Annotated in this window: 28 protein-coding genes; 21 read left to right on the top strand and 7 right to left on the bottom strand. The window is 65.3% G+C overall.

The genetic code is table 11. The features are described 5' to 3' along the window. The first annotated feature begins 159 nt into the window (after positions 1–159). Genes ACFSM0_RS07360 through ACFSM0_RS07350 form a run of 3 tightly spaced genes read left to right on the top strand, consistent with a single transcriptional unit; the run spans position 160 to position 3,423 of the window. On the top strand, positions 160–1,626 hold the full coding sequence (locus ACFSM0_RS07360) for an L-fucose/L-arabinose isomerase family protein (protein WP_377388793.1): 1,467 nt from the start codon (positions 160–162) through the stop codon (positions 1,624–1,626). Between the two features lie 10 nt (positions 1,627–1,636). After that, complete coding sequence (locus ACFSM0_RS07355; RefSeq protein ID WP_377388792.1) at positions 1,637–2,461, top strand: transketolase; 825 nt, start codon at positions 1,637–1,639, stop codon at positions 2,459–2,461. Continuing rightward, positions 2,461–3,423 carry a transketolase family protein gene (locus ACFSM0_RS07350; protein ID WP_377388790.1) on the top strand — a complete coding sequence of 321 codons (963 nt, stop codon included), beginning with the start codon at positions 2,461–2,463 and terminating at the stop codon, positions 3,421–3,423. Before ACFSM0_RS07355 ends, ACFSM0_RS07350 begins: the two co-directional genes overlap by 1 nt. Positions 3,424–3,533: 110 nt before the next feature. On the opposite strand, the gene ACFSM0_RS07345 is transcribed toward ACFSM0_RS07350, so the two are convergent. From ACFSM0_RS07345 to ACFSM0_RS07325, 5 genes are all read right to left on the bottom strand, one after another. Beyond that, entirely contained in the window at positions 3,534–3,971 is a 438-nt protein-coding gene (locus ACFSM0_RS07345; RefSeq protein ID WP_377388788.1) for an RbsD/FucU family protein, read from the bottom strand. Between the two features lie 76 nt (positions 3,972–4,047). Next, positions 4,048–6,381: a nitric oxide reductase activation protein NorD gene (locus tag ACFSM0_RS07340; protein ID WP_377388786.1), complete on the bottom strand. Its 2,334-nt coding sequence runs from the start codon at positions 6,379–6,381 to the stop codon at positions 4,048–4,050. Beyond that, entirely contained in the window at positions 6,347–7,150 is an 804-nt protein-coding gene (locus tag ACFSM0_RS07335) for a CbbQ/NirQ/NorQ/GpvN family protein (RefSeq protein ID WP_377388784.1), read from the bottom strand. The genes ACFSM0_RS07340 and ACFSM0_RS07335 overlap by 35 nt, the downstream gene beginning before the upstream one ends. A 48-nt stretch (positions 7,151–7,198) precedes the next feature. Beyond that, positions 7,199–7,555, bottom strand: coding sequence for a ribulose bisphosphate carboxylase small subunit (locus ACFSM0_RS07330; protein ID WP_377388782.1), 357 nt, complete (start codon positions 7,553–7,555; stop codon positions 7,199–7,201). A 112-nt stretch (positions 7,556–7,667) separates the two neighbouring features. After that, positions 7,668–9,098 carry a form I ribulose bisphosphate carboxylase large subunit gene (locus tag ACFSM0_RS07325; protein WP_377388939.1) on the bottom strand — a complete coding sequence of 477 codons (1,431 nt, stop codon included), beginning with the start codon at positions 9,096–9,098 and terminating at the stop codon, positions 7,668–7,670. 112 nt (positions 9,099–9,210) lie between these two features. Here ACFSM0_RS07325 and ACFSM0_RS07320 point away from each other — a divergent pair, with 112 nt between their 5' ends. The 6 genes from ACFSM0_RS07320 (at position 9,211) to ACFSM0_RS07295 (ending at position 15,832) form a co-directional block, all read left to right on the top strand. Beyond that, complete coding sequence (locus tag ACFSM0_RS07320) at positions 9,211–10,098, top strand: LysR family transcriptional regulator (RefSeq protein WP_377388780.1); 888 nt, start codon at positions 9,211–9,213, stop codon at positions 10,096–10,098. Positions 10,099–10,194: 96 nt separating this feature from the next. Then, positions 10,195–11,328, top strand: coding sequence for an acetoin utilization protein AcuC (locus tag ACFSM0_RS07315; protein ID WP_377388778.1), 1,134 nt, complete (start codon positions 10,195–10,197; stop codon positions 11,326–11,328). Then, positions 11,313–12,347: a radical SAM protein gene (locus tag ACFSM0_RS07310; RefSeq protein WP_377388776.1), complete on the top strand. Its 1,035-nt coding sequence runs from the start codon at positions 11,313–11,315 to the stop codon at positions 12,345–12,347. Before ACFSM0_RS07315 ends, ACFSM0_RS07310 begins: the two co-directional genes overlap by 16 nt. Next, entirely contained in the window at positions 12,344–13,465 is a 1,122-nt protein-coding gene (locus ACFSM0_RS07305) for a geranylgeranyl reductase family protein (RefSeq protein WP_377388774.1), read from the top strand. The genes ACFSM0_RS07310 and ACFSM0_RS07305 overlap by 4 nt, the downstream gene beginning before the upstream one ends. After that, positions 13,462–14,742 carry a radical SAM protein gene (locus ACFSM0_RS07300; RefSeq protein WP_377388772.1) on the top strand — a complete coding sequence of 427 codons (1,281 nt, stop codon included), beginning with the start codon at positions 13,462–13,464 and terminating at the stop codon, positions 14,740–14,742. Before ACFSM0_RS07305 ends, ACFSM0_RS07300 begins: the two co-directional genes overlap by 4 nt. Beyond that, a complete protein-coding gene (locus ACFSM0_RS07295) occupies positions 14,735–15,832 on the top strand; it encodes a lipoate--protein ligase family protein (protein ID WP_377388770.1) in 1,098 nt (365 codons plus the stop codon). The genes ACFSM0_RS07300 and ACFSM0_RS07295 overlap by 8 nt, the downstream gene beginning before the upstream one ends. On the opposite strand, the gene ACFSM0_RS07290 is transcribed toward ACFSM0_RS07295, so the two are convergent. Further along, entirely contained in the window at positions 15,829–16,710 is an 882-nt protein-coding gene (locus tag ACFSM0_RS07290) for a LysR family transcriptional regulator (RefSeq protein WP_377388768.1), read from the bottom strand. The two genes, ACFSM0_RS07295 and ACFSM0_RS07290, sit on opposite strands and share 4 nt — an antisense overlap. A gap of 9 nt (positions 16,711–16,719) precedes the next feature. Then, on the bottom strand, positions 16,720–17,703 hold the full coding sequence (locus ACFSM0_RS07285) for a YeiH family protein (RefSeq protein WP_377388766.1): 984 nt from the start codon (positions 17,701–17,703) through the stop codon (positions 16,720–16,722). Positions 17,704–17,898: 195 nt separating this feature from the next. Between ACFSM0_RS07285 and ACFSM0_RS07280 the strand changes: the two genes are divergently transcribed. The 12 genes from ACFSM0_RS07280 to ACFSM0_RS07225 all read left to right on the top strand — a co-directional run bounded on the left by ACFSM0_RS07280 (position 17,899) and on the right by ACFSM0_RS07225 (position 26,627). Then, complete coding sequence (locus ACFSM0_RS07280; protein WP_377388764.1) at positions 17,899–18,576, top strand: type 1 glutamine amidotransferase family protein; 678 nt, start codon at positions 17,899–17,901, stop codon at positions 18,574–18,576. Positions 18,577–18,707: 131 nt separating this feature from the next. Then, complete coding sequence (locus tag ACFSM0_RS07275) at positions 18,708–19,088, top strand: DsrE family protein (protein ID WP_377388762.1); 381 nt, start codon at positions 18,708–18,710, stop codon at positions 19,086–19,088. Positions 19,089–19,138: 50 nt separating this feature from the next. Then, complete coding sequence (locus ACFSM0_RS07270) at positions 19,139–19,885, top strand: 4Fe-4S dicluster domain-containing protein (RefSeq protein WP_377388760.1); 747 nt, start codon at positions 19,139–19,141, stop codon at positions 19,883–19,885. 46 nt (positions 19,886–19,931) lie between these two features. Continuing rightward, positions 19,932–21,296: a heterodisulfide reductase-related iron-sulfur binding cluster gene (locus ACFSM0_RS07265; RefSeq protein WP_377388758.1), complete on the top strand. Its 1,365-nt coding sequence runs from the start codon at positions 19,932–19,934 to the stop codon at positions 21,294–21,296. A gap of 3 nt (positions 21,297–21,299) precedes the next feature. Next, positions 21,300–22,355, top strand: a complete 1,056-nt coding sequence (locus tag ACFSM0_RS07260; RefSeq protein ID WP_377388756.1) for an FAD-dependent oxidoreductase — start codon at positions 21,300–21,302, stop codon at positions 22,353–22,355. Continuing rightward, a complete protein-coding gene (locus ACFSM0_RS07255) occupies positions 22,355–23,230 on the top strand; it encodes a hypothetical protein (RefSeq protein ID WP_377388754.1) in 876 nt (291 codons plus the stop codon). The genes ACFSM0_RS07260 and ACFSM0_RS07255 overlap by 1 nt, the downstream gene beginning before the upstream one ends. Beyond that, the gene (locus tag ACFSM0_RS07250) at positions 23,217–23,963 is read left to right on the top strand and encodes a 4Fe-4S dicluster domain-containing protein (protein ID WP_377388752.1); all 747 of its coding nucleotides are present in this window, start codon (positions 23,217–23,219) and stop codon (positions 23,961–23,963) included. Before ACFSM0_RS07255 ends, ACFSM0_RS07250 begins: the two co-directional genes overlap by 14 nt. Next, positions 23,963–24,904 (top strand): CoB--CoM heterodisulfide reductase iron-sulfur subunit B family protein, encoded by a 942-nt coding sequence (locus ACFSM0_RS07245; protein WP_377388750.1) that lies wholly within the window; start codon positions 23,963–23,965, stop codon positions 24,902–24,904. Before ACFSM0_RS07250 ends, ACFSM0_RS07245 begins: the two co-directional genes overlap by 1 nt. Beyond that, on the top strand, positions 24,904–25,317 hold the full coding sequence (locus ACFSM0_RS07240; protein WP_377388748.1) for a hypothetical protein: 414 nt from the start codon (positions 24,904–24,906) through the stop codon (positions 25,315–25,317). Before ACFSM0_RS07245 ends, ACFSM0_RS07240 begins: the two co-directional genes overlap by 1 nt. A gap of 13 nt (positions 25,318–25,330) precedes the next feature. Beyond that, the gene (locus ACFSM0_RS07235) at positions 25,331–25,774 is read left to right on the top strand and encodes a biotin/lipoyl attachment domain-containing protein (RefSeq protein ID WP_377388746.1); all 444 of its coding nucleotides are present in this window, start codon (positions 25,331–25,333) and stop codon (positions 25,772–25,774) included. Between the two features lie 125 nt (positions 25,775–25,899). Further along, complete coding sequence (gene dsrE2, locus ACFSM0_RS07230; protein ID WP_377388743.1) at positions 25,900–26,391, top strand: sulfur carrier protein DsrE2; 492 nt, start codon at positions 25,900–25,902, stop codon at positions 26,389–26,391. A gap of 11 nt (positions 26,392–26,402) precedes the next feature. Continuing rightward, complete coding sequence (locus tag ACFSM0_RS07225; protein WP_377388741.1) at positions 26,403–26,627, top strand: sulfurtransferase TusA family protein; 225 nt, start codon at positions 26,403–26,405, stop codon at positions 26,625–26,627.

Here is a 26,627-nt window from a genome sequence, read left to right as displayed (position 1 = left end):
CCGATTCTGGCGCGCCCAAATCCGGCGAAGTGACGCGGGCTTTGCTTGCATCGAGAGGGCGACTCGTAGTAAAACGAAAAAGTCGAAAGTAATCGAAAATACCCGCGAAGATTGCGGGCCCCATAAGCGAATGTCGGCCCGCGGGCCAGGAGGAGAGACATGAGCCAGAATATCCGCCGTCCGGTCACCCTCGGCGTGGTCATCGGCAGCCGCGCCTTTTTCAGCCCCGCGCCCTGCAAGGCGGCGCGCGACGAGGTGTTGGCGCAACTGGAAAAAATCGGCGTCAAGGCGGTGATCCTGCCTTTCGAGGCCACGGCCAATGGCGCGGTGCAGTCGATCCCGGATGCCGAGCTTTACGCGCGCCACTTCAAGGCGCATCGCGACGAGATCGACGGGCTGGTGATCTGCCTGCCGAACTTTGGCGACGAGATCGCGGTGGCAGAGCTTGTGAACCGCGCCAAGCTGAACGTGCCGATTCTGTTGCAGGCGAGCAATGACGAGATCGACAAGGTCGATGTGCATTCGCGCCGCGATGCCTTTTGCGGCAAGTTCTCGGTGGCCAACAACTTCTGGCAATATGGCGTGCCCTTCACCGAAACCACGACCCATACCTGTGATGTAGGCGGTGCAGAATTTGGCGCCGATCTGGAGCGGTTCGCACGTGTCTGCCGCACGGTGCGGGGGCTGAAAAACGCCCGCATCGGCTCGATTGGTGCGCGCACCGCGCCGTTCCAGACCATGCGGTTTTCTGAAAAACTGCTGCAGGCGAGCGGGATGACGGTGGTGACCGCCGACCTTTCCGAGCTGCTGCAGGCGGCGGGTGCGATTGACGATGCGGACCCGGATCTGGCGACGAAGCTGGAAAAGCTGAAAGCCTATGGCAAGATTTCGGCGCATATCCAGCCCGGCCAGATCCTCAAGCAGGCAAAATGGACGCTCGCGGTGAACCGCTGGATCGAGGCGAACGGCTGCGATGCCTCTGCCATTCAGTGCTGGCGCTCGCTGCAAGACAATTTCGGCTGCGCCACCTGCGTGACGATGTCGATGATGGGCGAGGAGCTGATGCCCTCGGCCTGTGAGGTCGATGTGATCGGTGCGGTCTCGATGTATGCGCTCGCGCTTGCCTCGGGCCAGCCCTCGGCGCTGTTGGACTGGAACAACAACTACGGCTACGAGCCGAACAAATGCGTCTGCACGCATTGCGGCAACTATCCCAAGAGCTTTATCGGCGACACGCCCGAGATTGGCGAGCTTGACGTTCTGGGCGAAACCATCGGGCGCGCAAAATGCTTTGGCGCGGTCAAGGGCAAGGTGAAAGCCGGGCCAATGACCTATTTCCGGCTTTCGTCGGATGACCGGAACGGCACGCTCAAATGCTACCTCGGCGAGGGCGCCTTTACCGATGACCCGTTCGGCATGGATGGCGGCATCGCCGTGTGCGAAGTGCCAGAGCTGCGCAAACTGATGAAATTCGTGAGCTACAACGGTTTCGAGCATCATGTTGCGATGGTGCGCGGCCATGTGGCCGATGTGCTCAACGAGGCCGTGGTGCGCTACCTCGGCTGGCCGATCTACACCCACGGGGCCGAGCCTGAGCCGCAGCTCCTCACCCCGCACCGTTTCTGACGAGGACCCCATGACACCCAAACCTGAAACCGTGGATCTCATTCGCGAGAAAGCGCTCTGGATGCGCCGCACCGCGTTTTCGATGGTCCACAAGGCGCAGCTCGGCCATCCGGGCGGCGACTTCTCCGCCATCGACATTCTGGCGACGCTTTACTTTGGTGTGCTGCGCTATGATGCCAAGCGCCCCGATTGGGCCGACCGGGACCGTTTCGTGATGTCGAAAGGCCATGCCACGGGGGCGCTTTATTCGGCGCTTTGCGCGGCGGGCTACTTCCCCGAAAGCTGGCTTGCCACCTATATGCAGCCGCGCGCGATGCTCAACGGTCACCCGAACCGCAACTATGTGCCCGGCGTTGAAACCAACACCGGCCCGCTTGGCCACGGCTTCCCGGTGGCGACCGGCATCGCCATTGCCGGGCAGCTCACCGGGGCGGAGTATCGCACCTTCGTGCTCACCGGTGACGGCGAGCAGCAGGAGGGCTCGAACTGGGAAGCGGCGATGACCGCGAGCTTCCGCAAGCTCGAAAACCTGACGCTGATCATCGACCGCAACCGGCTGCAACAGGGCCAGTCGACCGATGTGACGACGGGCATGGACCCGATGGACGAAAAATACCGCGCCTTCGGCTTTGAGGTCGCGGTGGTCGACGGGCATGATCTGGGCGCGCTTTATGACGTGCTCTCGCAAAGCCCCAAGGGCCGCGGCAAGCCGCTGTGCGTGATCGCCAATACCGTGAAGGGCAAGGGCGTCTCCTTCATGGAGAACCAGGCGAAATGGCACCATGCCGTGCCCGATGACGCGCAATTCGCCCAGGCGATGAAGGAGTTGGTGTGATGGCTCACGATGGTCCGATCAAGGTTGGTCTGCAAGACTGCCGCAACGCCTGGGTGGAAACGCTCGAGGCTCTGGCCGCGGAAGATGAGCGCATCGTTGCCGTGGTGAATGACTCGACCGGCTCTTCGAAGCTTGGCGGCTTCCAGAAGAAATTCCCCGACCGGCTCATCAATGTCGGCATTGCCGAGCAGTTGATGGTTGGCGTCGGGGCGGGGCTTGCCAATGGCGGGCGGATTCCCTTCGTGTCGGCGGCCTCGTGCTTTCTCACCGGGCGCTCGCTTGAGCAGGTGAAGGCCGATGTCGCTTATGCCAATTTCAACGTGAAGCTGGTGGGGCAAAGCTCGGGCGTGGCTTACGGCGAGCTGGGCGCGACGCACCATTCGATCGAGGATTTCGCCTGGTTGCGGCCGTTGACGAATATCACCGTGATCGCGCCCGCCGATGCCTGGGAAACCGCGGAAGCGGTGAAATGGGCGGCAGCGCATCAGGGGCCGGTCTATCTGCGGCTTTCGCGTATGCCGGTGCCGGATCTGGATATTCCGGGCCGGGCCTTTACCGCCGGCAAGGCGGAGCTGGTCCGTTCGGGCAGCGATGTGACGGTGATCGCCTGCGGCACCACGGTGCATCTGGCGGCCGAAGCGGCCGATGCGCTTGCCGACAAGGGGCTCTCGGTGCGGGTGCTCAACATGGCCACGATCAACCCGCTCGACGAGAAGGCGGTATTGGCCGCGGCGCGTGAAACGGGCGCCATCGTCACGGTCGAGGAAGCCTCGGTGCGCGGGGGCCTCGGCGGGGCCGTGGCCGAACTCACCTCCGGTGAATGCCCGGTGCCGGTGGAACGGCTCGGCTTTCCGGGCTTTGTGCCGACGGGCTCGACGGAGTGGCTCTTTGAGGAGTTCGGGCTCTCGGTTGCCGGCATCAGCGCCGCGGTGCGCAAGGTGCTTGAGCGCGTGAAACGCTAAAGCGTGCGCGGGGTCTTCCCGCACACAGGGGCCTGCCCGCGACCTCTCCTCCCCAGCTGTGCAGGGCCAGCCCGCCCGCCTCCCTTCCGAGGCGGGCGGTGTCTTTTGGCTCAGGCCGCGGGGCGGATCACGCCCTTTTTCAGGATCAGGCAGCCGTAAAGCCGGGTCTCGCCCGTCGCCACGATGGCAAAGGCTTTTTTCGAGCGATCATAGAAATCGAACCGCTCGACGCGGCCCAGCTTTGCGTCCGGCCCCTCGTGCTTGGCAAGGATCTCGCGAAAATCCGCAAAAATCGGCTGTTCGGCATCGGGCGCCCCCACCACTTCCATGTGGAAGGCGGCTTCGGGCACGAAGTCATCGAGCGGCATCACCGAGAGGATCGCATCCATCACCCGCGTGGCGGTGAGGCCGGGGAGCCGGATCAGCTCCTGTGCGCAGCTCTCGGCCGGAAAGTTCGCGTCGACGATGACGATCTCGTCGCCGTGGCCCATCGCGCGCAGGGTGTAGAGCAGATCCGCCGTCAGGATCGGGTCGATGTTCTTGAGCATGGTCTTCCTCGCTTCCGGGCGCCGCTTCGGGGCTGCCCGGGCGGATCAAAGACCCGTCCTTGCGGGAATGCAAGCGCTAGCGGGTGAGCGCCGCATAGAGCCCCGGCAGCCGCTCGGGGAGGCGCTCGACCTTTTCGAGCACCTGCACCTGCGCGGCGCCAAAGATCCGCCCCGCATAGGCATCGGCGCCGGGGTCAAGCGTGAGGCAGAAGGGGGTGACGCCTGCGCGCCGCGCCGCCTCCACCGCGGCGCGGGCATCGGCCCGCAAGTAATGCGGGTCGTGCACGTCGACATCGGACGGCGCGCCATCGGTGAGCACCAAAAGGAGTTTGCGCGCGGCCTTGAGGCGGGCAAGCTCCGCCGTGGCATGGCGGAGCGCCGTGCCCATCCGGGTGGAAAGCCGCCCCTCCGCCCCGATGATCCGCGCCTTCGGCCCCGCGCCCCACGGCGTGTCGAAATCCTTCAGCCGCGTGTAAAACACATTCTCCCGCCCGTCGGATTGAAAGCCGTGGATCGCAAACCGGTCGCCCACCCGGTCAATGGCTTGGGCCAGGATCAGGCAGGCCGATTGCGTGAGCGAAAGCACCGTCTCGCCGCCCGCCACCGGGTCGTTGGTGGATTCCGAAAGGTCGAGCAACACCAAAACGGCGGTGTCGCGGCTTTTGCGCACCACCCGCATCATCACGCGCGGATCGGGCTCGCGGCCTTGGCGGAGGTCGCTTAGCGCACGGATTGCGGCCTCAAGGTCGATCTCGTCGCCGTCTTCAAGCTTGCGGATGCGGTGCGTGCCCTGCGGGCGCAACGCCTCCATCAGGTGCCGCAACCGCTCTGTCACGGGGCGGTGCCGCTCCAGAATGGCCTCCGCCGCGGCCGGATCGCCAAGGCGGGGCCGGATCTCGCGCAGGGTGGCAAAAGCCGGGCGCAGGCGCTGCAGCCGATGGTCGAATTCCTCGTAAAGCACCGGCGGCGCCAGCGCGGGCTTGCCCTCGCGTGCGTTGAAACTGGTGCCCTCATCGTCAAAGAATTCCGCCGATTGCACCCAGACCTCCTGCGCATCTGCGCCGGCGGTTTCCACCTCCACCTCGTTCACCATCTCGCTCACCGAGACAAAACGGCGCGTTTGCGCGGGGGCGGGGCCGAGGCTCTCCCAGTCGATCTCCTCGAAGGCCCAAAGAAGCCGGTTATCACAGCGATAGGGGCAGGAGGGCAGGTCGCGATGCGCCGAAAAAGCCTTTCCGCGCAGCCGGTTGGCAAGTGCCAGGCCGAGGTCGCGGCTGCCCCCGCGCGGCGCAAGCTCGAGCGCGGCGAACCGCTCGAGCACCCAGCCGGAGAGGGCATCCTCGGCCTTGCCCGTCAGCAGGGCGCGCGCGATGCGGTCGAAATCACCCGCGACCCCCTCTGCCGTGGCGCCGTGAAACCGCGCCCAGAGCGCGCGCAGGTTCGGAAAACGCCGGATCGCCAGCGCCTCGGCGCGGGCATCCTCGATCAGCCCGATGCAGGCGAGATCGAGCGCAGAGCACCCGTCCGTCGCAATTGGCGCGGTGAGGCTTGCGAGATGCGCGGCCAGATGCGCCACCTGCGCGCGGTAAAGATCGAGCCCGCCCTGCCAATCGTCGAGTGCATCGGGCAAATGCAGCATCTGCCCCTCGGCAAAGGGGCGCAGCCCGGCGCGGGCCTCGAAATCGCCCGCCGTGGGCACGAGCACGAAATCGCGCCCCCAGAGCGCGCGCAGATACATGGCAAGGCGGCGCTGCACATCGACCAGAAGCGTGCCTTTGCGTTCCGATTGCAGCGCGGCTCTTGACGCCTCGGAGGTGAGCGCAAACCACGCCTCCAGCGCGGGGGGATCGGTGCGGTGCGCCTCGATCCCGCTGTCGGCCCAGCGGCGCAGACCGCCCAGCGTGAGCACGTCGAAGATCTCGCCCAGATGATCGAGCATCGGGCGGATCGCGCGGGGGGCGCGGGCGAGCAGATGCTCGAGAAAGCGGAAGTAAGCGCGGAACAGCCCGGCATCGCCGAGCCGCCGCGCGGAGAGGGGGGCGGTGTCGAGGATGCGCGCGATCACCGCGCCGGAGGTGCGCGAGGCAAAGCCAAGGCAGGCGGTGGTGGTCTCGGCCAGAACCGCCTCGCCCAGATCGCGCGCAACCGGCACGAGAGCGCGGGTATAGGCGACGATCGGCCCCGGCCCGCGGCCCATCTGCGCCAGCGCCGAGATGCCTCTGAGCCAGGTGTCGAGCCCGCGCGGGGAGAGACGGCGCCGCGCCTCCGGCAGCATTTCTGCGAGGGCCTTCACCGCTTCGGCGGGCAGGGCAGAGGGAAGCCCTGCATGCTCGGCGGGAAGGCCCTCAAGCCCGGGGGAGGAGGGCCCGGGCAGATCAGAAGAAGGTGGCAACGGCCGCGTCGAGAGCATCGCGCATATCCATATCGTCGGTGATCGGGCGGGTGATTGCCATGGTGCAGGCGGCGATGGGGGCAACGCCGCGGGCGATCAACTGCCCGGCATGCACCAGCATGCGGGTCGAGACCCCCTCATCAAGCCCATGGCCCTTGAGATTGCGCGCCCTTGCGCCGATTGCCACAAGTTTCTCGGCGGTTGCCGTCTCGACCCCGGCTTCATGGGCGACGATCTCAACTTCGATTTCTGCCGCGGGCCAGGAGAAATCGAGCGCGCCAAAGCGCTGCTTGGTCGATTGCTTGAGGTCTTTCATCAGCGACTGGTAGCCGGGGTTGTAGCTGATCACGAGATGAAAATCGGGGTGCGCCTTGAGCAATTCCCCTTTCTTTTCAAGCGGCAGCACGCGGCGGCCATCGGTGAGCGGGTGGATCACCACGGTCGTGTCCTGCCGCGCCTCGACGATCTCATCGAGGTAGCAGATCGCACCATGCCGCGCGGCAAAGGCGAGCGGTCCATCCTGCCAGCGCGTGCCATTGGCATCGAGCAGGAACCGGCCCACGAGATCGGAGGCGGTCATGTCTTCGTTGCAGGCAACGGTGACGAGCGGCTTGCCCAATCGCCAGGCCATATGCTCGACAAAGCGGGTCTTGCCGCAGCCGGTCGGCCCCTTGAGCATCACCGGCATCCGCGCCGCATAGGCCGCCTCGAACAGCGCCACCTCCTCCGCGACCGGGCGATACCACGGCTCCGCCGTCACCCGATGATCCTCGATCATGTCTTTCATCGCTTCCTCCCTCGGGGAGACCCGCCGGGGGGGGCGGGCCCGGCATGCTCAGACGGCGGCGCCGCGATAGACGACCATGTTCGCGCCCTGGCTCTGGGTGAAATTGTCGTAGCCAATCAGCCGGACATGATGGCCGGGATTGGCCTCGTGGCAGGCCTTCAGCTCGGCAAGGATCGCATCGACATCGCTTTCGCCAAACATCGGCAGTTTCCACATGTACCAATAAGTGCCCCGCGCGAAGTCCGGCTCGGTATGCTCGATCGCCGGGTTCCAGCCGTGCTGGACGATCCAGGCGACCTGAGCGCGGATCTGCGCGTCATCCATCGGTGGCAGATAGGAAAATGTGCCCATCTTGCGGCTTTCGGGGGTGGAGAGGCGGGAGGGGTAATCCTGAACCTGGGTCATGGTCGATCCTTTCGGTCAAAGGTGCCGGGGTGCTGCTCTGTCGCCCATTGGCGCGCGGAGCCGGGGGGCGCGAAGGGGCGTCTGCCCGGATTTTTGCAGCAAGATGAAGGGGTCAACGGTGCTGCACGTCGAGCTTGTCGACGGTGTCGAATTCGAATTTGATCTCTTTCCAGGTCTCCATCGCCACCTTGAGTTCGGGGCTGTGCCGGGCGGCCTTGGTGAGGATCTCCTTGCCTTCCTGTTCAAGTTGGCGGCCTTCGTTGCGGGCCTGCACGCAGGCTTCGAGCGCAACCCGGTTGGCTGCGGCGCCCGCGGCGTTGCCCCAGGGGTGCCCGAGCGTGCCGCCGCCAAACTGCAGCACCGAGTCATTGCCGAAAATCGCCACAAGGGCGGGCATGTGCCAGACATGAATGCCCCCCGAGGCAACCGGGAACACGCCGGGCATCGAGCCCCAGTCCTGATCGAAGAAGAGGCCGCGGTCGCGGTCTTCCGCCACGAACCGGTCGCGCAAGAGGTCGATCCAGCCGAGCGTTGCGGCGCGGTCGCCCTCGAGCTTGCCCACCACGGTGCCCGAATGCAGGTGATCGCCGCCCAGAAGCCGCAGCAATTTCGCCAGCACCCGAAAGTTGATGCCGTGGTTCGGGTTGCGGTCGATCACTGCATGCATGGCGCGGTGGACATGCAGCAGCATGCCGTTTTCGCGGCACCATTTCGAGAGCGAGTTATGCGCCGCCCAGCCGAGCGTGATGTAATCCGACATGATGATCGGCGTGCCGAGTTCCTTGGCAAATTCGGCGCGGCGGAACATGTCTTCCACCGTCGGCGCGGTGACATTCATGTAATGGCCCTTGCGCTCGCCGGTCTCAGTCTCGGATTTGGTGATCGCTTCCTGACAGAACAGGAACCGGTCGCGCCAGCGCATGAAGGGCTGGGAATTGACGTTCTCGTCGTCCTTGGTGAAATCGAGCCCGCCGCGCAGGCATTCATAAACGGCGCGGCCATAGTTCTTGGCGGAGAGGCCGAGCTTGGGTTTGATCGTGCAGCCCAGAAGCGGGCGGCCGTATTTGTCCATCTTGTCGCGTTCGACCTGAATGCCGTGGGGCGGGCCAAAGCAGGTTTTGACGAACCAGATCGGGAAGCGCACGTCCTCAAGCCGGAGCGCACGCACCGCCTTGAAGCCGAACACATTGCCCACAAGCGAGGTGAAGACGTTGACGACCGAGCCTTCCTCGAAGAGGTCGGCGGGGTAGGCGATAAAGGCATAAAACGCCTCGTCATGGCCGGGCACGTCCTCCACCCGGTAGGCGCGGCCCTTGTAGTGATCAAGATCGGTCAGAAGGTCGGTCCAGACCGTGGTCCATGTGCCGGTCGAGCTTTCGGCGGCGACAGCGGCGGCGGCCTCTTCGCGGCTCACGCCCGGCTGCGGGGTCACTTTGAAAACCGCCAGAACATCGGTGTCCTTCACCGTGTAATTCGGCTCCCAGTAGGTGGCGCGGTATTCCTTGACGCCTGCGTCATAGGTTTTGCGGGGCGGGCTTGTCATCGGCGCGTTCATCTCGGGTTTCCTCCTCCCGTTGCTTGCAAGAACGCTAGCCGGTTGCGAGACTATGCAAAAATGAATAGTTTTTAAGATAAGACTTCATAAGGGAATATTCATGCAGGCGAGCCTGCGGCAGTTGCAGATCTTTGAGGCGGTGGGGCGGGAGCTTTCCTACACCCGCGCGGCGGAGGCGTTGCACCTGACCCAGCCCGCCGTTTTCACGCAGGTGCGCACGCTTGAAGAGCAGATCGGTGCAGAGCTGATCGAGCGGATCGGCAAGCGGCTCTTTCTCACCGAAGCGGGAGAAACGGTGCTCGCCTCGGCGCGCGACGTGCTGGGCGAGATGGCGCGGATGGAGGCGCGGCTGGCCGAGATCCGGGGGCTGGCGACCGGGCGGTTGCGGCTCGCGGCGGTTTCGACGGCGCAATATGATGCCCCGGCGCTTCTGGGCACCTTTTGCCGCGCGCATCCCGGTATCGAGGTGGAACTCAAGGTCGGCAACCGCAGCGAACTGTTGGCCCGGTTTGCCGCGAACGAGGATGATCTCTACATTCTGGGCACCCTGCCGGACGCGCTGGAGGCCGAGCATTTTGCCTTTGCCAAGAACCCTTTGGTGCTGATCGCGCCGCCTGATCACCGCTTGGCACGGGCGCGCGCGATTGCGCCAGACCAGCTCGGGGGCGAGCCTTTCGTGATGCGGGAAAAGGGCTCGGGCACGCGCATCGCCACCGAGCGGTTTCTCTCTGCCCACGGGCTTGCCCCAAAGGTGCGGCTCGAACTGGGGGCAAATGCGGCGATCCGCCATGCGGTGATTGCCGGGCTCGGCATCGCGGTGCTCTCGCGCTCCACCGTTGCACTGGAACTGGAGCTTGGTCGCCTTGTCGCGCTGGATGTCACCGGCTTTCCGATCGAGCGGCTCTGGCATGTGGCCTGGCCACGCGGCAAGCGGCTCTCTCCCGCCGCGCAAGCCTTTTTGGCGCAACTCCGTGCGGCTCGGCCCTGACCGGGGCCTGCACAAATTTATCTTGTCTCATGCGAATTTCTGCATGACACTTTCTGTGCGGGAGGGGAGCCCGCACAGGGAGGGAGGCCATCAGACATGACGGCCCATTTCATTACGGCCGCCTGTTTCAGGCAAACGGGATATTCTGGAAATCATCCGCTGGCGATTCCGCGCGTGGGCACGGTGGAGCGCCTGTGCGCTGCGCTGGACTGGTTCGGGCCGCGGCATTCCCCGCTCGAATGCCTGCCCGCAAGCCGCGCCGAGATCGCGCGGTTTCACACCCCCGACTACCTCGATGCGATCCGCCGCGCCGAGGCGCAGGCGGGCGCCAGCGCCGAGGACCGAGCGCGCTACCATATCGGCACGCTGGAGAACCCGGTGTTCAAGGGGCTCTGGCATCGCGCCGCCGTTTCGGTGGGCGGCGCGATTCTCGCGGCGCGGCTGGCGCATCAGGGGGCGGTTGCCTTTCACCCCGGTGGCGGCACGCATCACGGGCTGCGAGATCGCGCCAGCGGGTTCTGTTTTCTCAACGATCCGGTGTTTGCGATCCTGACATTGCTCGATCTGGGCCGCACGCGGGTGCTTTATGTCGATCTGGATGCGCATCATGGCGACGGGGTCGAGATTGCCTTTGCCGAAGACCCGCGGGTGATGACGCTCTCTTTGCACGAGACCGGGCGCTGGCCCTTTACGGGGCGGATCGGCGATCAGGGGCCGGGCCGATGCAACTTGCCGCTGCCGCCCCGGCTCAATGATTGCGAGTTCGAGGCGGTGATCCATCGCGCCGCGCTGCCCGTCGCGCGCGAGTTCGCGCCCGATGCGGTGGTGATCACGGTGGGCGCGGATGCGCTCAAAGGCGATCCGCTCTCCTCGCTCGCCGTCACCAACAGCCGGCTTTGGGCTGCGACAGAGGCATTTTGTGCGCTCGCGCCTGCGCGCGTGGTGCTTGGCGGGGGCGGCTACAATCCCTGGACGCTCGGGCGTGCCTGGGCCGGGCTCTGGGCGCGTCTGTCCGATCAGGCGATCCCGACGGGGTTGCCGCGCGAGGCGCGCGCGGTGCTGGCAAGCCTCGATTGTGATCTCGTCGAGGAGGAGGATCGCGACCCGGACTGGTTCCGAACACTGGTCGACCCGGAAAACCCCGGCCCGGTGCGGCGCGAGACCGAGGCGCTGATTGCCGCCGTTACGGGGGAGACGGCAGGGAGGAGGACGGCATGGGCAACTGGATGAACGCGCTGGGCCAGATCGAGGCGCTGGAGGATGCGGATTTCGATGCGGACCTGGTGGCGGCGATGGAGGCGCAGGCCGCCCGCGCCCGCGCCCGGGGGCTGCGCTTTTCCACCCCGACCTTCAAGGAATTCGACAGTCAGGAGATCAAGGGCTGCGGCAAGAACGCTTTTCCGGCGTTTTCGATCACCGGCGGCGCCTGTGCGCTTGAGTGCGATCATTGCCGCGCCAAGATCCTTGAACCGATGATCCCCGCCACCAGACCTGAAGAGCTCGACCGCAAGGTGCGCGATCTCGTGCTGTTGCAGGGGTTGCAGGGGTTCTTGCTTTCGGGCGGCTCGAACCGGCGCAACGAGATCCGCTACGAGCGGTTTTACCCCGTGATCGAAGGGCTGAAACGCGACTTTCCGCAGATGCGCATCGCCCTTCATACCGCGCTGACGGATGAGGCGGGCGCCAGGCGGATGGAGGCGGCCGGGGTCGATACGGCGATGATGGATGTGATCGGCGCGGCGGAGACGATCCGCGCGGTCTACCACCTCGACCGCCCGGTGGAGGATTTCGAGGCGACGCTCGCGGCGCTTTCCGCCACGCGCATGGAGGTCTGCCCCCATATCGTGATCGGGCTGCATTACGGGCAGCTCCTGGGGGAGGCGCGCGCGCTTGAGATCGTTGCGCGCTACCCGACACAGGCGCTGGTGCTGGTGGTGGTGATGCCGTTTTACGCCACGCCGGGCCGCTTTGCGACCGTGCCCGCGGCGGATGTCGGGCGGGTGTTTCTCGCCGCGCGCGACAGGCTGCCCGACCGGGATCTGCTGCTTGGCTGCGCGCGCCCGGCAGGTATGCACAAGCGGCTCACCGATGCTTACGCGGTGATGGCCGGGCTCGATGGCATCGCCTTTCCCGCCGAGGGCGCGGTGGGCGTGGCCGAAAGGATCGGGCGGCCCTGGGATCAGGCGCATGCCTGCTGCTCGATCACGCTTGGCGAGGGTGCGCGCCTGCGCGCGGGGTGTGCGGCATGAGCGGGGTGTTTGATGTTTTGATCATCGGGCTCGGCCCCGCGGGCGCCTCGGCGGCGGCGGCGGCGGCGCGCGCGGGCGCGCGGGTTTGTGCCATCGACAAGCGCCCGACGCCCGGCCTGCCGGTGCAATGCGCCGAATTTGTGCCGCACGCGCTTGGCGCCGAAACGCAGGCGCTCCGCACCGCGGCGCTGCAGGAAATTGCGGCGATGGAGACCTATCTTTCCGGCACGCATCTGCGCAGCGCGGAGTTTCGCGGCCAGATGATCGACCGCGCTGCCTTCGATGCCGCACTGGTGGCGCAGGCGCGCGCTGCCGGGGCGGAGATCGTCACCGGCGTTGCCCTTGCCGCGCTCGGCCCGCAAGGCGTGCGGCTTGCCGATGGCCGCGGGCTTGACGCGCGCGTGGTGGTGGGGGCGGATGGGCCGCAGTCGCGCACGGGCGCGGCGGTGGGGCTCAGAAATCGCGCCTTTTGCGAGGCGCGCCAGATCACCGTGCCGCTCCGCGCGCCCCATGATGCCACCGATATTTTTCTCGCGGCAGAGATCCCCGGCGGCTACGGATGGCTCTTTCCGCGCGGGGCGGAAGCAAACCTTGGCCTTGGCGTGGCGCATGAAGAACGGGCCCGGCTCAAACCTCTGCTCGCGGCGCTGCATGGCGAACTCGTGGCCGAGGGGCGGGTGGGGCGCAAGGCGCGCCGCCTCACCGGCGGCACGATCGCGGTCGGCGGGCTGACCGGCCCGCTGGGCTGGAGCGGAGATCTGCCCGTGCTTCTGGCCGGCGATGCTGCCGGGTTGACCCATCCGATCACCGGCGCGGGGATCGCCAGTGCCTGCCTGTCGGGCACAATGGCGGGGGCGGCGGCGGCGGCCATCGCGGCGGGGCAAAGACAGGCCGCCAATGACTATGCCGAGGAAATCACCGATCTCTTTGGACCGAGCCTTGCGCTGGGCGTGGCGCGCCGCACCGCCTTGATGGCGCGCTATGCCCGTGGCGCGCCGGATACGGCGGCGCTGCGCAGCGCCTGGATTGCCTATCCCGACTATCGTGAGGCGCCGCTGCCTGCGGCCTCAAGCATCGACCCTGCCGCCCCGGCGGCACGCATCGAGGAACCCGCATGAGCTGCATCAAGACCGAGAGCCCGGCGCAGGGCGCCGCCACCGGCTTCAACGCGCCCGAGATCATGGCGCCGCGTGCGCCCGCCCCGGTGCCCGAGGCGCGGCGCAACGGGGCGGCGGTAAAACAGGCGGGGCTGCGCCCGGAGGGGCTTTACCGGCCCGATTACCGGGTGATGACGCCCGCGATGCGCTCGCCCGATTATGTGCAGATGTCCACCGCGGCGGCGATCACGCTCGGCCTTGTCGAGGGGCAGATGTATAATTGCGCCTGCACGCGGTGTCTGAACCTGCTCCTGACCTACCCGGAGGGCTGCCGCGCCAATTGCGCCTATTGCGGGCTCGCGCGCCACCGCGAGGCCGAGCGCAATTATGCCGACCGCAACTTCATCCGCGTCGACTGGCCCGCGGTGCCGATGGACGAGGTGATCGAGCGCATCGCCACCACACTCGACACCACCCCGTTCCACCGCATGTGCATCTCGATGATCACGCATCCAAATTCGGATGCGGACACGATCACCGTGCTTGAGCGCTGGACCAAGCGGATCGACCCTGACCGGATTCCGGTCTCGATCCTCTCCAACCCGACCACCATGACGCGCGCCGATGTGAGGCGCCTGCGCGACATGGGAGCGGAGATTTTCACGGTTGCACTGGATGCCGCCACGCCCGCGCTCTTTGAGCGCACCCGCGGCAAGGGCGTGCAATCGCCCCATAGCTGGGCGGGCTACTGGCAGGTGCTCGACTGGGCGCGCGAGATCTTTGGGCCGCAAAAGTTCGGGGCGCATCTGATCGTTGGCATGGGCGAGACGGAAGCCGAGATGCTTTCTCTCGTGCAGCGGCTGGTGGATATGGGCGGGCACAGCCACCTGTTCAGCTTTTACCCGGAAGCAGGCTCGCTGATGGACCATCTGCCCGCCACGCCGCGCGACCAGTGGCGGCGCGTGCAGCTTGGCCGCTATCTGATCGACTATTGCGGGCTGCGGGTGGAGCAGATGCGCTTTGATGCGCAGGGCCGGGTGGACGATTTTGGCCTGCCGGGGGCGGAGCTTGATGCGATCATTGATGCGGGCATCGCCTTTCGCACCTCGGGCTGCCCCGGCAAGGTTGCCGAGGATATCTCCGCCTGTGACCGGCCCTATGGAGACAGCCCGCCCTCCGATATTGCCTCTTATCCGTTCGCGCTGCGGCCGGTGGATCTGAAGCGCGTGCGCCACCAGCTCAACCGCGCGCGGGCCAACGAGTGCTATGAACCGGGCGAGGAATTCGAACATGACTGAGCCCGGCAGCGCGAAAAAGCCGTTCCGGGTGATCGACACCGGGGTGCGCCCCGCGCGCGCGCAAATCGCCTTTGATCAGGCGCTGATCGAGGCGCACAAGGCGGGCGAGATCCCCGACACGATCCGTTTTCTGACCTTTCCGCCAACGGTGCTGGTGGGGCGCCACCAGTTGATCGGGCAAGAGCTGAACCTGCCCGCCTGCCGCGCCGCGGGGGTGTTCATCGGGCGGCGGGTCACCGGGGGCGGCGCGCTTTACCTCGATGAGGGCCAGTTTGGTTGGGAACTCGTGTTCCATCGCGCCACCCTTGGCCTGCCGAGCCTCGCGGATGTCGCGCGCGAGATCTGTGAGGCGGCGGCAGAGGGGCTGCAAAGCCTTGGCCTTCCCGCGCGCTACCGGCCCCGCAACGATATTGAGGTGGAGGGGCGCAAGATCTCCGGCACCGGCGGCTTTTTTGATGGCGACACGATCTTTTATCAGGGCACGATCCTGATGCAGATGGATGGCGCGAAGATGGCGGGGCTGTTGAACATTCCGGCCGCCAAGCTCGCACGCCATGGCGCGACCGATGCCGCCAAGCGGATCGTGACGCTGGCCGAGCTGTTTGCCGGAAATCCCCCGCCGGCCCGCGCCGTGAAGGAGGCCTTGCTCGCGGCCTTCGCGCGCCGGCTCGGCATCACCCCGGAGCGCGGCGAGATCACCCCCGCAGAAGAGGCGCTTGCGCACCGCCTGCATGAGGAAGAGATCGGCACGGATGAATTTGTGTTCGGGCTCGATGCGCCGCGCGAGGGCGCCGATGTGCGCTCGGCCACCCGCTCGGGCCCCGGGGGGGCGATCACCGCGCATCTGCGGCTAGAGGGGGCGGGGCAGGACCGGATTCGGGAAGTGCTCTTTACCGGAGATTTCTTTGTGGCGCCGCCGCGGATCGTGCCCGATCTCGAAGCGGCCTTGCGCGGCGTGGCGCTTGAGGCCGTGCCCGACACGGTTGAGGGTTTTTTTGCGCAGGCGGGCGCGGCGCTGATGTCGGCTCCGGGGGGCGATTTTGCGCGCGCACTCCTCGCCGCGGCCGGGCGCGGGGCGCCGCGGGCTTAGATCTCGGTCTCGGGCAGGGCGAGGCGCAAAAAGGTGCGGGCGGCCTCGGTCAGGTGCCGCTCGGGGTGCAGAAGCAGCCGGAATTCCCGCGTGGCGGGCGGCGCGGTGAGGCGCAGGAGCCGCCCGTCGGCAAGGTCTGCCGCAACGGCGAGATGCGAGATCAGCGTTGCCCCCCCGCCCGCGATCACCGCCGAGCGCACCGCCTCGTTGGACGGAAATTCGAGCCGACCGCCCGGTTGCGCCACGCCCATGTCGGCCAGCGCCTCATCCATCCGCGCGCGCGTGCCCGAGCCTTCCTCACGCATGATCCAGGGGCCCGCGGCAAGATCGGCGGGCGTTGGCGCGCGCTGTGCCCAAGGGTGGGTGGGGGCGACGACGAAGAAAAGCTCGTCCGCCCCGAAGGGCCGGTCGATCAGCCCTTCCTGCACCGCGCCGCCCTCGATGAAGCCAAGGTCAGCCGAAAGCGCGGCGACTTCGCGCGCGACGGTTTCGGAATTGGCGGTGAGCAGGTCCAGCGCGATCCCGGGATGGCGGGCGTGAAAGCGCACGACGAGCGGCGGCAGCCAATAGGTCGCAAGGGTCTGGCTGGCGGCGATCCGCAGCGAGCCGCGCGCAAGCCCCGCGAGATCATCCAGCACCCGCTCGGCGGCGGCGGCGCGGGCCAGCACCGCACGCGCCTCGGGCAAGAAGAGCCGCCCGGCTTCGGTAAGCTTGATGCCGCGGCCGATGCGGTCAAAGAGCTTGGTGCCATGGCGCGCCTCAAGCGACGAGATTGCCGCCGAGACGGCCGATTGCGTCAGATGCAAGGCCTCTGCCGCGCGCGTCACATGTTCGCGCTCGGCCACGGCAAGAAAGATGCGCAACTGCTCAAGGGTCATGCCTCAAGGCTAAAAGAGCCCGGCTCCGATGACCAGCACGAAGGTCAGCCCGGCGATGAAGAGCGAGGCGATGAGGCCGAGCGCAAGCGGGCGCACGCCCTTGGCGCGGAGTTTGGCGACATCGGTTTGCAGCCCCATCGCGGCCAGGCCCATCGCGAGCAACACCTGCGTGAGCGGCCCGGCGGCTTTGGTGAGGGAGGCGGGCACCCAGCCGGTGGAGGCCAGCCCCACCATGGCGACAAACCCCAGAACGAACCACGGGAAGGGCGCGCGTCCGGTCGAGCCGACATGGCGCGCCATGATCAGGATGAGCGGTGCAAGCAGGGCGACGCGGGTGAGCTTGGCGATGGTGGCAAAGGCCGTGGCTTCAGGCCCGCCCTGCGCGCCCGCGGCAACGACCTGCGCAACCTCATGGATCGAGGCCCCGGCCCAAAGCCCGTAATCATGCGCGCTCATCCCCGAACCCAGCATCGGGAACAGGACCATCGCCAGCGTGCCAAAAATGGTGACCGAGGCGATGGCATAGGCAACGTCTTCATCGCATTCGCGGCCCACGGCATTGGCGGCCAGCACCGCCGAGGCGCCGCAGATCGAGGTGCCGGTGGCAATGAGCCGGGTCAGCCCCGCCTCGACGCCCAGCCAGCGCCCGGCGGCAAGCGTGAAGAAATAGGTCGAAAAGAGCGCAATCAGGATCGTGGCGAGCCCGATGCCGCCAACCGAAACCACCTGCCCGAGCGTGAGCTGCAGGCCAAGCACAATGATGCCCGCGCGCAAGAGCCGGCGCAGCGAGAAGGCGAGGCCGGGCACGGCCCCCGCGGGCAAGCCGTAGGTGTTGCGCACAACGACCCCGATCAGGATTGCGATGATCAGCGGGCTGAACATGCCCACGCCGGGCAGAAGCCGGAGCAGGAAGGCCGCCGCCACGATCGCCGCCACCAGCGAGACCCCGGGCCAGATCGAGATATGCGGGGCGGGGCTGGCAAAAGCGGTCATGGCGGTTCCCTGCGCTGGCTTGCAACGGTGGCGTGGCGGTTGGCTCTCTCGCATCGCAATACTCTGATCCCGCCAAATCAATCTTTCAAACGAAATGAAATGAACGAAATAATCGGTAAAACAGAATGAAACCTCTGCCGTTGACTTGCTCTGCTGCCATGCTCTGATGGTTTGGTCCGGCAGGGGGAGCGGGAGATGAAAACGATCTGGGTGATCCAGCACACGCAAGCGGAATATCTGGGGCTGATCGAGGATCATCTTGAGGGGCGCAATCTGCGGTTTCGCTATTTTCGGCCTTTTGCGGCCGGGGGCATGGTGCCCGAAGCGGCGGAGGCGGATGGGCTGATCCTTCTTGGCGCAGGGCCTTACGGGGTGGTTTCGGGGCATATCCTGCCCTCGCTCGGGCCGGAATTGCGGCTCACCCGCGCCTTTCTTGCGGCCCAAAAGCCCGTGCTCGGCTTTGGTCTCGGTGCGGTGATTCTGGCCGTGGCGGGGGGCGGAGGCGCCGCGGATGCCCCGCTGCGATTCGCCGTCGAGCGCGCCGAGATCACCGGGCTCGGCCCCGCCGCGCCGCAGCAAATGCCCCTGGCATGGTATTTGCGTGACCGCCCGGTGCTGGCTCCCGGCATGGTGCCTGTGGCCACAGCGGCGGGGGGAGAGCTGCTGGGCTTCAGCCTTGGGCCAACGAGCCTTGGCCTGCTCGGCCACCCCGGCATGAAGCGCGGCATGGCCGAAGATCTGATCATGGAATTTGCCGAAACCCCGCCCGACACGGTGGCCGCGCTGGAGGCGCTGGGCCTCGCACAGCGCGCCATTGCCGAGAGCCTTGGCCCGCTCATGGTTTCGCTCATGCAGCGCACCGGCTGGATGTGACCGCCGCGGCGCGGCGGAAAATTCTTTTGACATTCCAAAAATTAAATCTGACGATTTACGCATCCAAGCGGCAATGGGAGCGCCGCACGGAACCTTCGAGCAATGTGGTCACGGCCGTTTGGGAGGGCGCCTTGGCAAGCAAGCTTATCATTCTCATGGTCAATACCGATCCGCGCAACGGCGAGGAACTGGGCGCCCCGTTCTTTCAGGCCACCGTCGCCGCGGCGATGGATTACGCGGTGGATGTGGTCTGCACCGCCACCGCCGGGCGGCTGATGAAAAAGGGCGTGGCCGAGAGCCTTGTCGTCAAGGAAGGGTCACCGAAAACGGTCTATGATTTCATCAAGGACGCGCATGAGGCGGGCGCCAAATTCTGGTTCTGCTCGCCCAATCTCGATCTCTTCGACATGACCCAGGACGACCTGATCCCGGAGTGTTCCGGCATCGTCGGCGGCGCCAAGGTGATCGAGGATATCATGGAAGACGACGACGCCAAGGTTCTGACTTACTAAGGAAATTCTAGCCAAAACAGGTTCGCGCCAGCCCGGGGGAGGGGCCAGCCATGACCGCGCATTCGAAGCTGCCACAACCTGAGGTTGCCGATCCGGTGTCGGCAAAGCCGGTGGTGGACTATGAGACGCTCGCAGCGATCTTTGACGATATCCGCGGCCATCCGCTTTACGACCACGAGATCCACGGCTGCCTCAATTGCGGCATCTGCACCGCGACCTGCCCCTCGGCGCAATATTACGACTACAGCCCCCGCGAGATCGTGCAACTGCTCTGGACCGAGAATCTCGAGGGCATCTACGACGCGATGCACGAAAAGATCTGGGCCTGCGCGCAATGCTATACCTGCGCCGCGCGCTGCCCGTTTGAAAACTCGCCGGGCGGGCTTGTGATGATCTTGCGCGAGGTGGCGATCAAGCACGAACTGCCCTCGGTAAAAGAGGTGTTGCGCCCGTTCTCGCGCGTGCTTCTCAAGGTGGTTTCCACCGGCAACCAGCTTGCGCCGAACATGATCACCCGCGAGGCCTTCCCCGATTGGGGGCCCAATGTCGCCAAGGTTGATGCGCCGCTGATGGTGCTGCGCAAGGCGATCCCGATGCCGACGATGCACACGCTCGACACCGCATGGGAGGTGAACCTGCGCACCTCGGTCGAGCTTTACACGATCTGGGAGGCGAGCGGCGTGCTCAAGCAGCTCGAACAGGTCGATGAGAACCTCTTCGACGTGGTCTCCGACGTGATGGAGGAAAAGCGCGACGAATGGGCGGAATGGCTTGAGGAGCAGGACGACGACGACTGACCGTCGCCGCCACCGATCACCGCGACTTTAGGGAGGAGTGCGGAAGATGGCCGAGGACACCGAGGGAAAGGGCGCCTACAGGGGCTTTGGCGCGGATTGGGCGCCCACGCAGCTGAGCGAGACGGAAGCGCGGCGCGCGACCGGCTGGGTTGAGGCAAAGATCGACAAGCGCTTTCTTCTGACCGGCAAGGACCGCAAGGAGGATGTGCGCGCGCTGATGTGGCAGCTTGAGCGCGAGGGCGAGATTGTCGTGCACCGGGTGGGCGCGGCCCAGGCGCCGGAAATGGCCAAAACGCTTTACGGCTGGGACAAGAAGATCCCGACCACGAACCTGTGGCATCACAAATCCTGCGGCCAATGCGGCAATATTCCGGGCTATCCGTCCTCGGTGCTCTGGATCATGAACGAGCTTGGGCTCACTTATCTCGACGAGACGGATCAGACCTCCTGCACGGCGTGGAACTACCACGGCTCGGGCATCGGCAATGTCGTCTCCCTTGCCGCCGTATTCCTGCGCAACATGCATCAGGCCTATGTTTCGGCCAGGGCGCAGGGGCTGCCGGAGGGCACCTTTTACCCGCTCATCCATTGCGGCACGAGCTTTGGCAATTACAAGGAAATCAGGGGCTTCCTGCTGCATTCGGCAGAGCTTCGGGCAGAGGTGAAAGCGATCCTCGGCAAGCTTGGCCGGCTTGTTGATGGCAAGCTCCTGATCCCCGAAGAGATCGTGCATTATTCCGAATGGCTCCATGTGATGCGGCACCGCATCAAGGCGCGCCAGCAGATCGACGTGTCCAACATCCGCACCACGGTGCATCCGGCCTGCCATGTCTACAAGATGGTGCCGGAGGACGTGATCTATGACGACACGGTTTTGAACGGTGATCGCGTCGCGGTGACGACGGGGCTGTTGCAGAGCCTCGGCACGCAGGTGATCGACTATTCGACCTGGTATGATTGCTGCGGCTTCGGCTTTCGCCACATCATCGGCGAGCGGGAATTTACCCGCTCCTATGCCATTGACCGCAAGATCAAGGTGGCGGTCGAGGAGGCGCGTTCGGATGTGATGATCGGCCACGATACCGGCTGCATCACCACGCTCGACAAGAACCAGTGGATCGGCAAGGCGGTGGGCAAGGTCTATGCGCTCCCGGTGATGGCCGATTGCCAGTTTGCCGCCCTCACCATGGGCGCCCACCCCTACAAGCTCGCGCAGCTTCATTGGCATGCGAGCCCGTTCGAGGGGCTTTTGGAGAAGATGGGGATCGACTGGGAAAAGGCGAAGGCCGAGTTCGAAACCTACCTTGGCGAGGTCAAGGAGGGCCGGATCGAAACGCTTTATGACCCGAAGCGCGCGATCACCTCCGGCCCCGGCCACGTCAAACCCCCGAAAAGCCTTCAAGGAGCGTGATGCATGCGTGACAAACCCATCCTGATCGTGGGCGGTGGCCCGGCGGGGCTTTCAGCGGCCCATGCGGTCGCGGCCTCCGGGCGGCAGGCGGTGCTGGTGGACAAGGCCGACCGGCTTGGCGGGGCACCGATTTTGCAAGGCTACGCGAAGCTCGTGCCGAGCCACGAATGGGCGAAGGATGCGATTGGCGCAATGGTGCGCCGGGTGGCGCAGAACAAATCTGTCACCGTTTACACCGGCGCGCAGGTGCAAAGCTTCACCGGCGATCCGGGCGCTTTCACGGCCACGCTGAAGGATGGCACCAGGATCGCCGCCGATGCCGCGATCCTCGCCACCGGTTTTACCCATTTTGACAGCCTCAACAAACCGGAATGGGGGTTTGGCACCTATCCCGACGTGGTGACGACGGTGCAGGTCGAGCAGATGATCTCCTCCGGCAAAGGCATCCGCTGCCCCTCTGATGGCCGGGTGCCGGAGCGGGTGGCGATCCTCCTGTGCGTCGGTTCGCGCGACCGCCAGATTGGCCGCGAATGGTGCTCAAAGATCTGCTGCACCGTTTCGGCCAATCTGGCGATGGAAATGCGGGAGCTTTCGCCCCAGACCAATGTCTATATCTATTACATGGATATCCGCACCTTCGGCCTTTACGAGGGCGAGTTCTACTGGAAAAGCCAGGAGGAGGCGCGGGTCAAATACATCAAGGCGCGCATCGCCGAGGTCACCTCGGACGGCAAAAGGCTGGTGGTGAAGGGCGAGGACACGCTCGTCAAACGGCCGATCACCATCCCCTTTGACATGGTCGTCCATGCGATCGGCATGGACCCGAATGTCGACAACATGACGCTCGCCTCGGTCTTTGGCGTGACGCTCTCGGGCTATGGCTATATCAAGAAGGCCGCCGCCTATACCACCACCGCGCAAACGAGCCGCCCCGGGGTCTATGTGGCGGGGGCTGCCGCCGGGCCGGAAACGATTGACGATTCCATCGCACAGGGGCAGGCGGCCGCGGTTGCGGCGCTTTCGCTTGCGGGTGTCGGCGTGGCCGAGGCGGCGGAGTGATGCGCGGGCGCGCAACACCACCCGGACCTGTGCTCGATCTGTCGGGCGAGCGGTTGCGCCGGGCGATGGCAGACCTTGCCGCCTCGGCGGAGCCCAGCGGCGGCGTGAGCCGCTATCTGACGGCGCTGCATCTGAAATCTGCGCTGTTCAAAGAGGTTTTGGGGCAGGGCGCGGCGGGGCTCAGCGAGACCGAGTTTCTGGATCTCGCCGCCTTCATCGCCCCGGTGCGCCGCCGTATCGGCCCGGTGATCGCGCGCCTCGGGGTTGAGGAACTGGGCCGAAGGATCGAGGCGCTTTTGCACGGCGAGGGCGAGGGGGATGCGCGTCTGGCCCGCTTCATCGCGGCTTTTCCGAGCGGCAAGGACATGCGCTGGGTGCGCGACCTCGGCGCGGAGCTATTGCACTTCACCCAGCCCTCGGTGCCGCTGATGGCGCGCTGGGTCTGGGATGCGCGGGTCTCCACCGGTGTGCTGCGCGAGATCTGGCATGCGGCGGATGTCGATATGGCCGAGATTTCCGTGCCCGATGACCTCGCCACCTTCACCACGCTCTATGCCGAGTTGGAGGGGTTTCTGGAGGGCGAGGGGGTCTGGCGCGACCGGATCTGGATGGTCGATCTGCTGATGGCGCATATTTACGCGGGTTATATCAACGACCGCGGCGGGCAATATCTGCGCTCTGATTTTACCCAGGATGTCGATCCGATGCTGCACACGCGGCGCATGCTCGGGCTTGACGGGGTTGATACCGAGACGGGCCGCACGAGGCTGCGCCTGATCGACGGCCGCGCGCATGAATTTGGCGGCGGACGTGCCGCCCGCCTGGACGTGACGACGGCCGAGGCCACCCCGGAGGACGCAAATGCCGATCCATGAAAAGACCCTGATCCGGCCCGAGAACCTTGTCACGCACGAGAGCCTCGTGATCGACGGGATGGATGTCTCGGGCCATTGGTCCACCTTCATCAAGCCGCGCACGATCACCGATTACAACGAGGCGATGCAGGAGGAGATCGCCGCGCTGCCGGGGGGCGAGAACATCCACCGCTGCTGGCAATGCGGCTCCTGCACCAATGCCTGCACGATCAACGCCGTGAACCCGGAGTTTAACCCGCGCTACTGGATTTATCTGATCCGCCAAGGCCTTGAAGAGGAACTCCTGCGCGACAAGGAGATCATCTGGCAATGCGTGAGCTGCAACAAATGCACCTATGCCTGCCCGCGCGATGTGGTGCCCGAAGCGGTGATGAAGGCAACCGCGCATTGGCTTGAACTCAAGGGCCATACCGGGGAGAGCCCCTCCTCCGTGTTTGACCGCGGCTTCACCGACAACGTGCTTGCCTCCGGCAAGATCGAGGAGGGCCATGTGCTGCGCATTTTCTTTTGGCGCACCGGCCAGCCGCTCGCACCGCCGTGGCTGCGCGATCTGATCATGGGATTGGTGAAGAAGGTCCCGGTTTTCTACCTCTTCAATCTGCTCAGAACCGCCGTGTTCCGCCCGCGCACCCGCGACTGGGGCAAGACCGGCGCTGCAATCGAGGATTACCTGCGCGAGCGCCATGCCGAACAGGCGGCAGCGCTCGGGCTTTCCGGCAAGGGGAGGCACTGATGGCGAAGGATTTTGAACCCCCAAAATCGCTCAAGAAAGTGGCCTATTATCCGGGCTGCGCGCTTGAGGGCACGGGGCATGCCTACAACCGCTCGACCAAGGAGGTCGGCAAGGCGCTCGGCCTTGACCTCGTCGAGGTGAAGGACTGGAACTGCTGCGGCGCGATGGAGGTGAAGAACATCGACCCGCAGGTGCAGACCTATCTTTCGGCGCGCAACCTGACCAAGGCCGAGGAGATGGGCTTTGATGTGGTGATGGCGCCGTGCAACGGCTGTTATCACAACCTCAAAAAGGCCGAATACGATCTGGTGCACAACCGTCAGGCGGTCGCGGCGAATGAGCGGATTGCCGGCAAGGCCGGGCATCACGCCTATCAGCCCGGCGGGGTGGAGACGATCCACGCGCTCGACTGGATCAAGCGCGCGGTGGGCGAAGCGGAGCTGGCGCGGCGCTGTGCGGGCAAGCTCAAGGGCATGAAAATCGCCAATTATTACGGCTGCATGTATACCCGCCCGCGCCACATATTCCCGCAAAACGACCGCGGGCCGGAGAGTGAATCGAGCTACAAGCCGCATTTCATGGATGATCTTCTGGCGGCAGCCGGGGCGGAAAACGTGGATTTTCCGCTCAAAACCGCCTGCTGCGGCGGTGCGCATGCGATGTCGGATGCCGATACATCCACAGAACTCGTGCTCAACATCCTGACCACGGCCGAGGCCTGCGGCGCCGAGGTGATCGCCACCGAATGCCCGACCTGCCACACCTCGCTCGAGATCCATCAATTGCGGGCCGAAAAGCTCCTTGGCCGCAAAACGGCCGTGAAGATCCTTTATTTCACTCAGCTTCTCGGCCTCGCGCTGGGGCTCTCGCAACGCAAGGTGGGGGTGCCGGAAAACATGGCCGATCCACGCGCCTTTCTCACAGAGCGGGGGCTGGGCTGATGGGCGTTTTTCCCGAGATCATCGCTCTTATCGACGCGGGCCTTGAGGATCGCGAGGAGCTGCCGGGCCTCGACCGGCTGTCGTCGATGGCCGAGGAGGTGCTTGTGGCCTGGCTTCTGGCGCAGGGCCAGCCGGTGCCGCGCGAGGAGGTGGAGGGCTCGTGGCTTTTGGGCCTGCACCGGCAGGGCGCGCGCGCCAACCCCTCTTTCAATGCCTGCCGCGAGACCTGCCGTGAAATAGTGTTTCGTCGAAACGTTGCCCTGCTTTACCCTGAAGAGGCCGCCCATGCACATCGCTTGATGGCCATGGTGGTGAAACATCTGGCCCTCTTCGTCGGCGGGAAGCTGGAGCAGACGGGGTTGGGCGAATTTTGTTGTTCTGCAAGGCCGTTACACGCGGCCGAAGTGGAGTAAAGAGGAGAACAAAATGCCTGTTGTGCGCGGATGCAGCCTGCCTGATGACCTTTTTTATGATGTTCCCAACAACCTGTGGTATCGCGCCGAGGCAGACGGCACCTATACCGTGGGGATGACGGTGATCGCCACGGCGATGGCGGGGGCGCTGGTCGCTTTTACGGCCAAGAAAGTGGGCAAAACGATCGACGCGGGCAAGTCGGTGGCCACGGTGGAAAGCGGCAAATGGGTCGGCCCGGCCAAGATCGGCTTTGCCGCGGAGATCGTTGCGGTGAATGAGGCACTCTCCGCAAGCCCGAAGCTTGCCAACATAGATACTTATGGCGCTGGCTGGATGGTGCGGGTGAAGCCCGTTGATCCGGCGGCGGCCGCGGCGGTTCTGGTGCCGGGCTCGGGCGTGGCCGCGCCCTATGAGGCCAAGATGGAAGCCGACAATTTCGCCGGCAGCGCGGCCTGAAGCATGGAATGTCCCCTCTCGGGCGGTGGGCCCGGGAGGATGTGAAACGGGGCGGGGAGGCCTTGCGTGCCGGTCGACTGTGGCGACCGGGCAGGAGAGTGTTTCTCGTGCTCAAGGGAGGGAGCATGACGGAAAATACCGCAAAATCCATGTCGATCATCGTCACCAAGGGCACGCTCGACTGGGCTTACCCGCCGTTCATCCTCGCCACGACCGCGGCGGCGATGGGGCTTGAGGTGACGATGTTCTTCACCTTTTACGGGCTGACTTTGCTCAAGAAAAAACTCGATCTGAAGATCAACCCGCTTGGCAATGCGGCGATGGAAATGCCCGTGGCCGGTATGCATATGGCGATGCCCAACATCCTCGCCGCACTGCCCGGCGCCACCGCGCTCAGCACCACCATGATGAAGGACATGCTGAAGAAAAAGGGCGTCGCCTCGATCGAGGAATTGCGCGAGATGGCGATTGAGGCGGAGGTAAAGATCATCGCCTGCCAGATGACGATGGATCTGTTTGAATACACCAGATCCGACATGATCGACGGGCTCGAACTGGGCGGCGCCGCCACCTGGGTCGATGCCGCAACGCGCTGCGACATCAATCTTTACATCTGAGGAAGAGGGACATGGCCGATCAGATAGTGGATGCGAAAGGGCTCAACTGCCCGCTCCCGATCCTGCGCACGAAAAAGGCGATCAAGGAGATGAGCGCAGGGCAGGTGCTGGAGATTCAGGCAACAGACCCGGGCTCGGTGGCGGATTTCGAAGCGTTCTGCCGCACCACCGGCAATGAAATGCTGGCGCATCGGGTGGAGAACGGCACGTATGTGTTCGAGATCAAGATCGCCTGA

It is taken from the genome of Rhodobacter lacus, assembly GCF_042683065.1.
In the GTDB taxonomy this organism is placed as follows: Bacteria; Pseudomonadota; Alphaproteobacteria; order Rhodobacterales; family Rhodobacteraceae; genus Rhodobacter; species Rhodobacter lacus.
This window is presented reverse-complemented; position numbering and strand designations above follow the sequence as displayed.

Excerpts from the sequence above, each read along its gene's own strand:
- ACFSM0_RS07295 (WP_377388770.1), top strand. The coding sequence starts at position 14,735 with ATGACTGAGCCCGGCAGCGCGAAAAAGCCGTTCCGGGTGATCGACACC.
- ACFSM0_RS07225 (WP_377388741.1), top strand. The coding sequence starts at position 26,403 with ATGGCCGATCAGATAGTGGATGCGAAAGGGCTCAACTGCCCGCTCCCG.
- ACFSM0_RS07285 (WP_377388766.1), bottom strand. The coding sequence starts at position 17,703 with ATGACCGCTTTTGCCAGCCCCGCCCCGCATATCTCGATCTGGCCCGGG.
- ACFSM0_RS07315 (WP_377388778.1), top strand. The coding sequence starts at position 10,195 with ATGACGGCCCATTTCATTACGGCCGCCTGTTTCAGGCAAACGGGATAT.
- ACFSM0_RS07360 (WP_377388793.1), top strand. The coding sequence starts at position 160 with ATGAGCCAGAATATCCGCCGTCCGGTCACCCTCGGCGTGGTCATCGGC.
- ACFSM0_RS07260 (WP_377388756.1), top strand. The coding sequence starts at position 21,300 with ATGCGTGACAAACCCATCCTGATCGTGGGCGGTGGCCCGGCGGGGCTT.
- ACFSM0_RS07280 (WP_377388764.1), top strand. The coding sequence starts at position 17,899 with ATGAAAACGATCTGGGTGATCCAGCACACGCAAGCGGAATATCTGGGG.
- ACFSM0_RS07335 (WP_377388784.1), bottom strand. The coding sequence starts at position 7,150 with ATGAAAGACATGATCGAGGATCATCGGGTGACGGCGGAGCCGTGGTAT.
- ACFSM0_RS07325 (WP_377388939.1), bottom strand. The coding sequence starts at position 9,098 with ATGACAAGCCCGCCCCGCAAAACCTATGACGCAGGCGTCAAGGAATAC.
- ACFSM0_RS07235 (WP_377388746.1), top strand. The coding sequence starts at position 25,331 with ATGCCTGTTGTGCGCGGATGCAGCCTGCCTGATGACCTTTTTTATGAT.
- ACFSM0_RS07265 (WP_377388758.1), top strand. The coding sequence starts at position 19,932 with ATGGCCGAGGACACCGAGGGAAAGGGCGCCTACAGGGGCTTTGGCGCG.
- ACFSM0_RS07290 (WP_377388768.1), bottom strand. The coding sequence starts at position 16,710 with ATGACCCTTGAGCAGTTGCGCATCTTTCTTGCCGTGGCCGAGCGCGAA.
- ACFSM0_RS07240 (WP_377388748.1), top strand. The coding sequence starts at position 24,904 with ATGGGCGTTTTTCCCGAGATCATCGCTCTTATCGACGCGGGCCTTGAG.
- ACFSM0_RS07320 (WP_377388780.1), top strand. The coding sequence starts at position 9,211 with ATGCAGGCGAGCCTGCGGCAGTTGCAGATCTTTGAGGCGGTGGGGCGG.
- ACFSM0_RS07255 (WP_377388754.1), top strand. The coding sequence starts at position 22,355 with ATGCGCGGGCGCGCAACACCACCCGGACCTGTGCTCGATCTGTCGGGC.
- ACFSM0_RS07270 (WP_377388760.1), top strand. The coding sequence starts at position 19,139 with ATGACCGCGCATTCGAAGCTGCCACAACCTGAGGTTGCCGATCCGGTG.
- ACFSM0_RS07355 (WP_377388792.1), top strand. The coding sequence starts at position 1,637 with ATGACACCCAAACCTGAAACCGTGGATCTCATTCGCGAGAAAGCGCTC.
- ACFSM0_RS07305 (WP_377388774.1), top strand. The coding sequence starts at position 12,344 with ATGAGCGGGGTGTTTGATGTTTTGATCATCGGGCTCGGCCCCGCGGGC.
- ACFSM0_RS07245 (WP_377388750.1), top strand. The coding sequence starts at position 23,963 with ATGGCGAAGGATTTTGAACCCCCAAAATCGCTCAAGAAAGTGGCCTAT.
- ACFSM0_RS07330 (WP_377388782.1), bottom strand. The coding sequence starts at position 7,555 with ATGACCCAGGTTCAGGATTACCCCTCCCGCCTCTCCACCCCCGAAAGC.
- ACFSM0_RS07345 (WP_377388788.1), bottom strand. The coding sequence starts at position 3,971 with ATGCTCAAGAACATCGACCCGATCCTGACGGCGGATCTGCTCTACACC.
- ACFSM0_RS07350 (WP_377388790.1), top strand. The coding sequence starts at position 2,461 with ATGGCTCACGATGGTCCGATCAAGGTTGGTCTGCAAGACTGCCGCAAC.
- dsrE2 (WP_377388743.1), top strand. The coding sequence starts at position 25,900 with ATGACGGAAAATACCGCAAAATCCATGTCGATCATCGTCACCAAGGGC.
- ACFSM0_RS07250 (WP_377388752.1), top strand. The coding sequence starts at position 23,217 with ATGCCGATCCATGAAAAGACCCTGATCCGGCCCGAGAACCTTGTCACG.
- ACFSM0_RS07340 (WP_377388786.1), bottom strand. The coding sequence starts at position 6,381 with ATGCTCTCGACGCGGCCGTTGCCACCTTCTTCTGATCTGCCCGGGCCC.
- ACFSM0_RS07310 (WP_377388776.1), top strand. The coding sequence starts at position 11,313 with ATGGGCAACTGGATGAACGCGCTGGGCCAGATCGAGGCGCTGGAGGAT.
- ACFSM0_RS07300 (WP_377388772.1), top strand. The coding sequence starts at position 13,462 with ATGAGCTGCATCAAGACCGAGAGCCCGGCGCAGGGCGCCGCCACCGGC.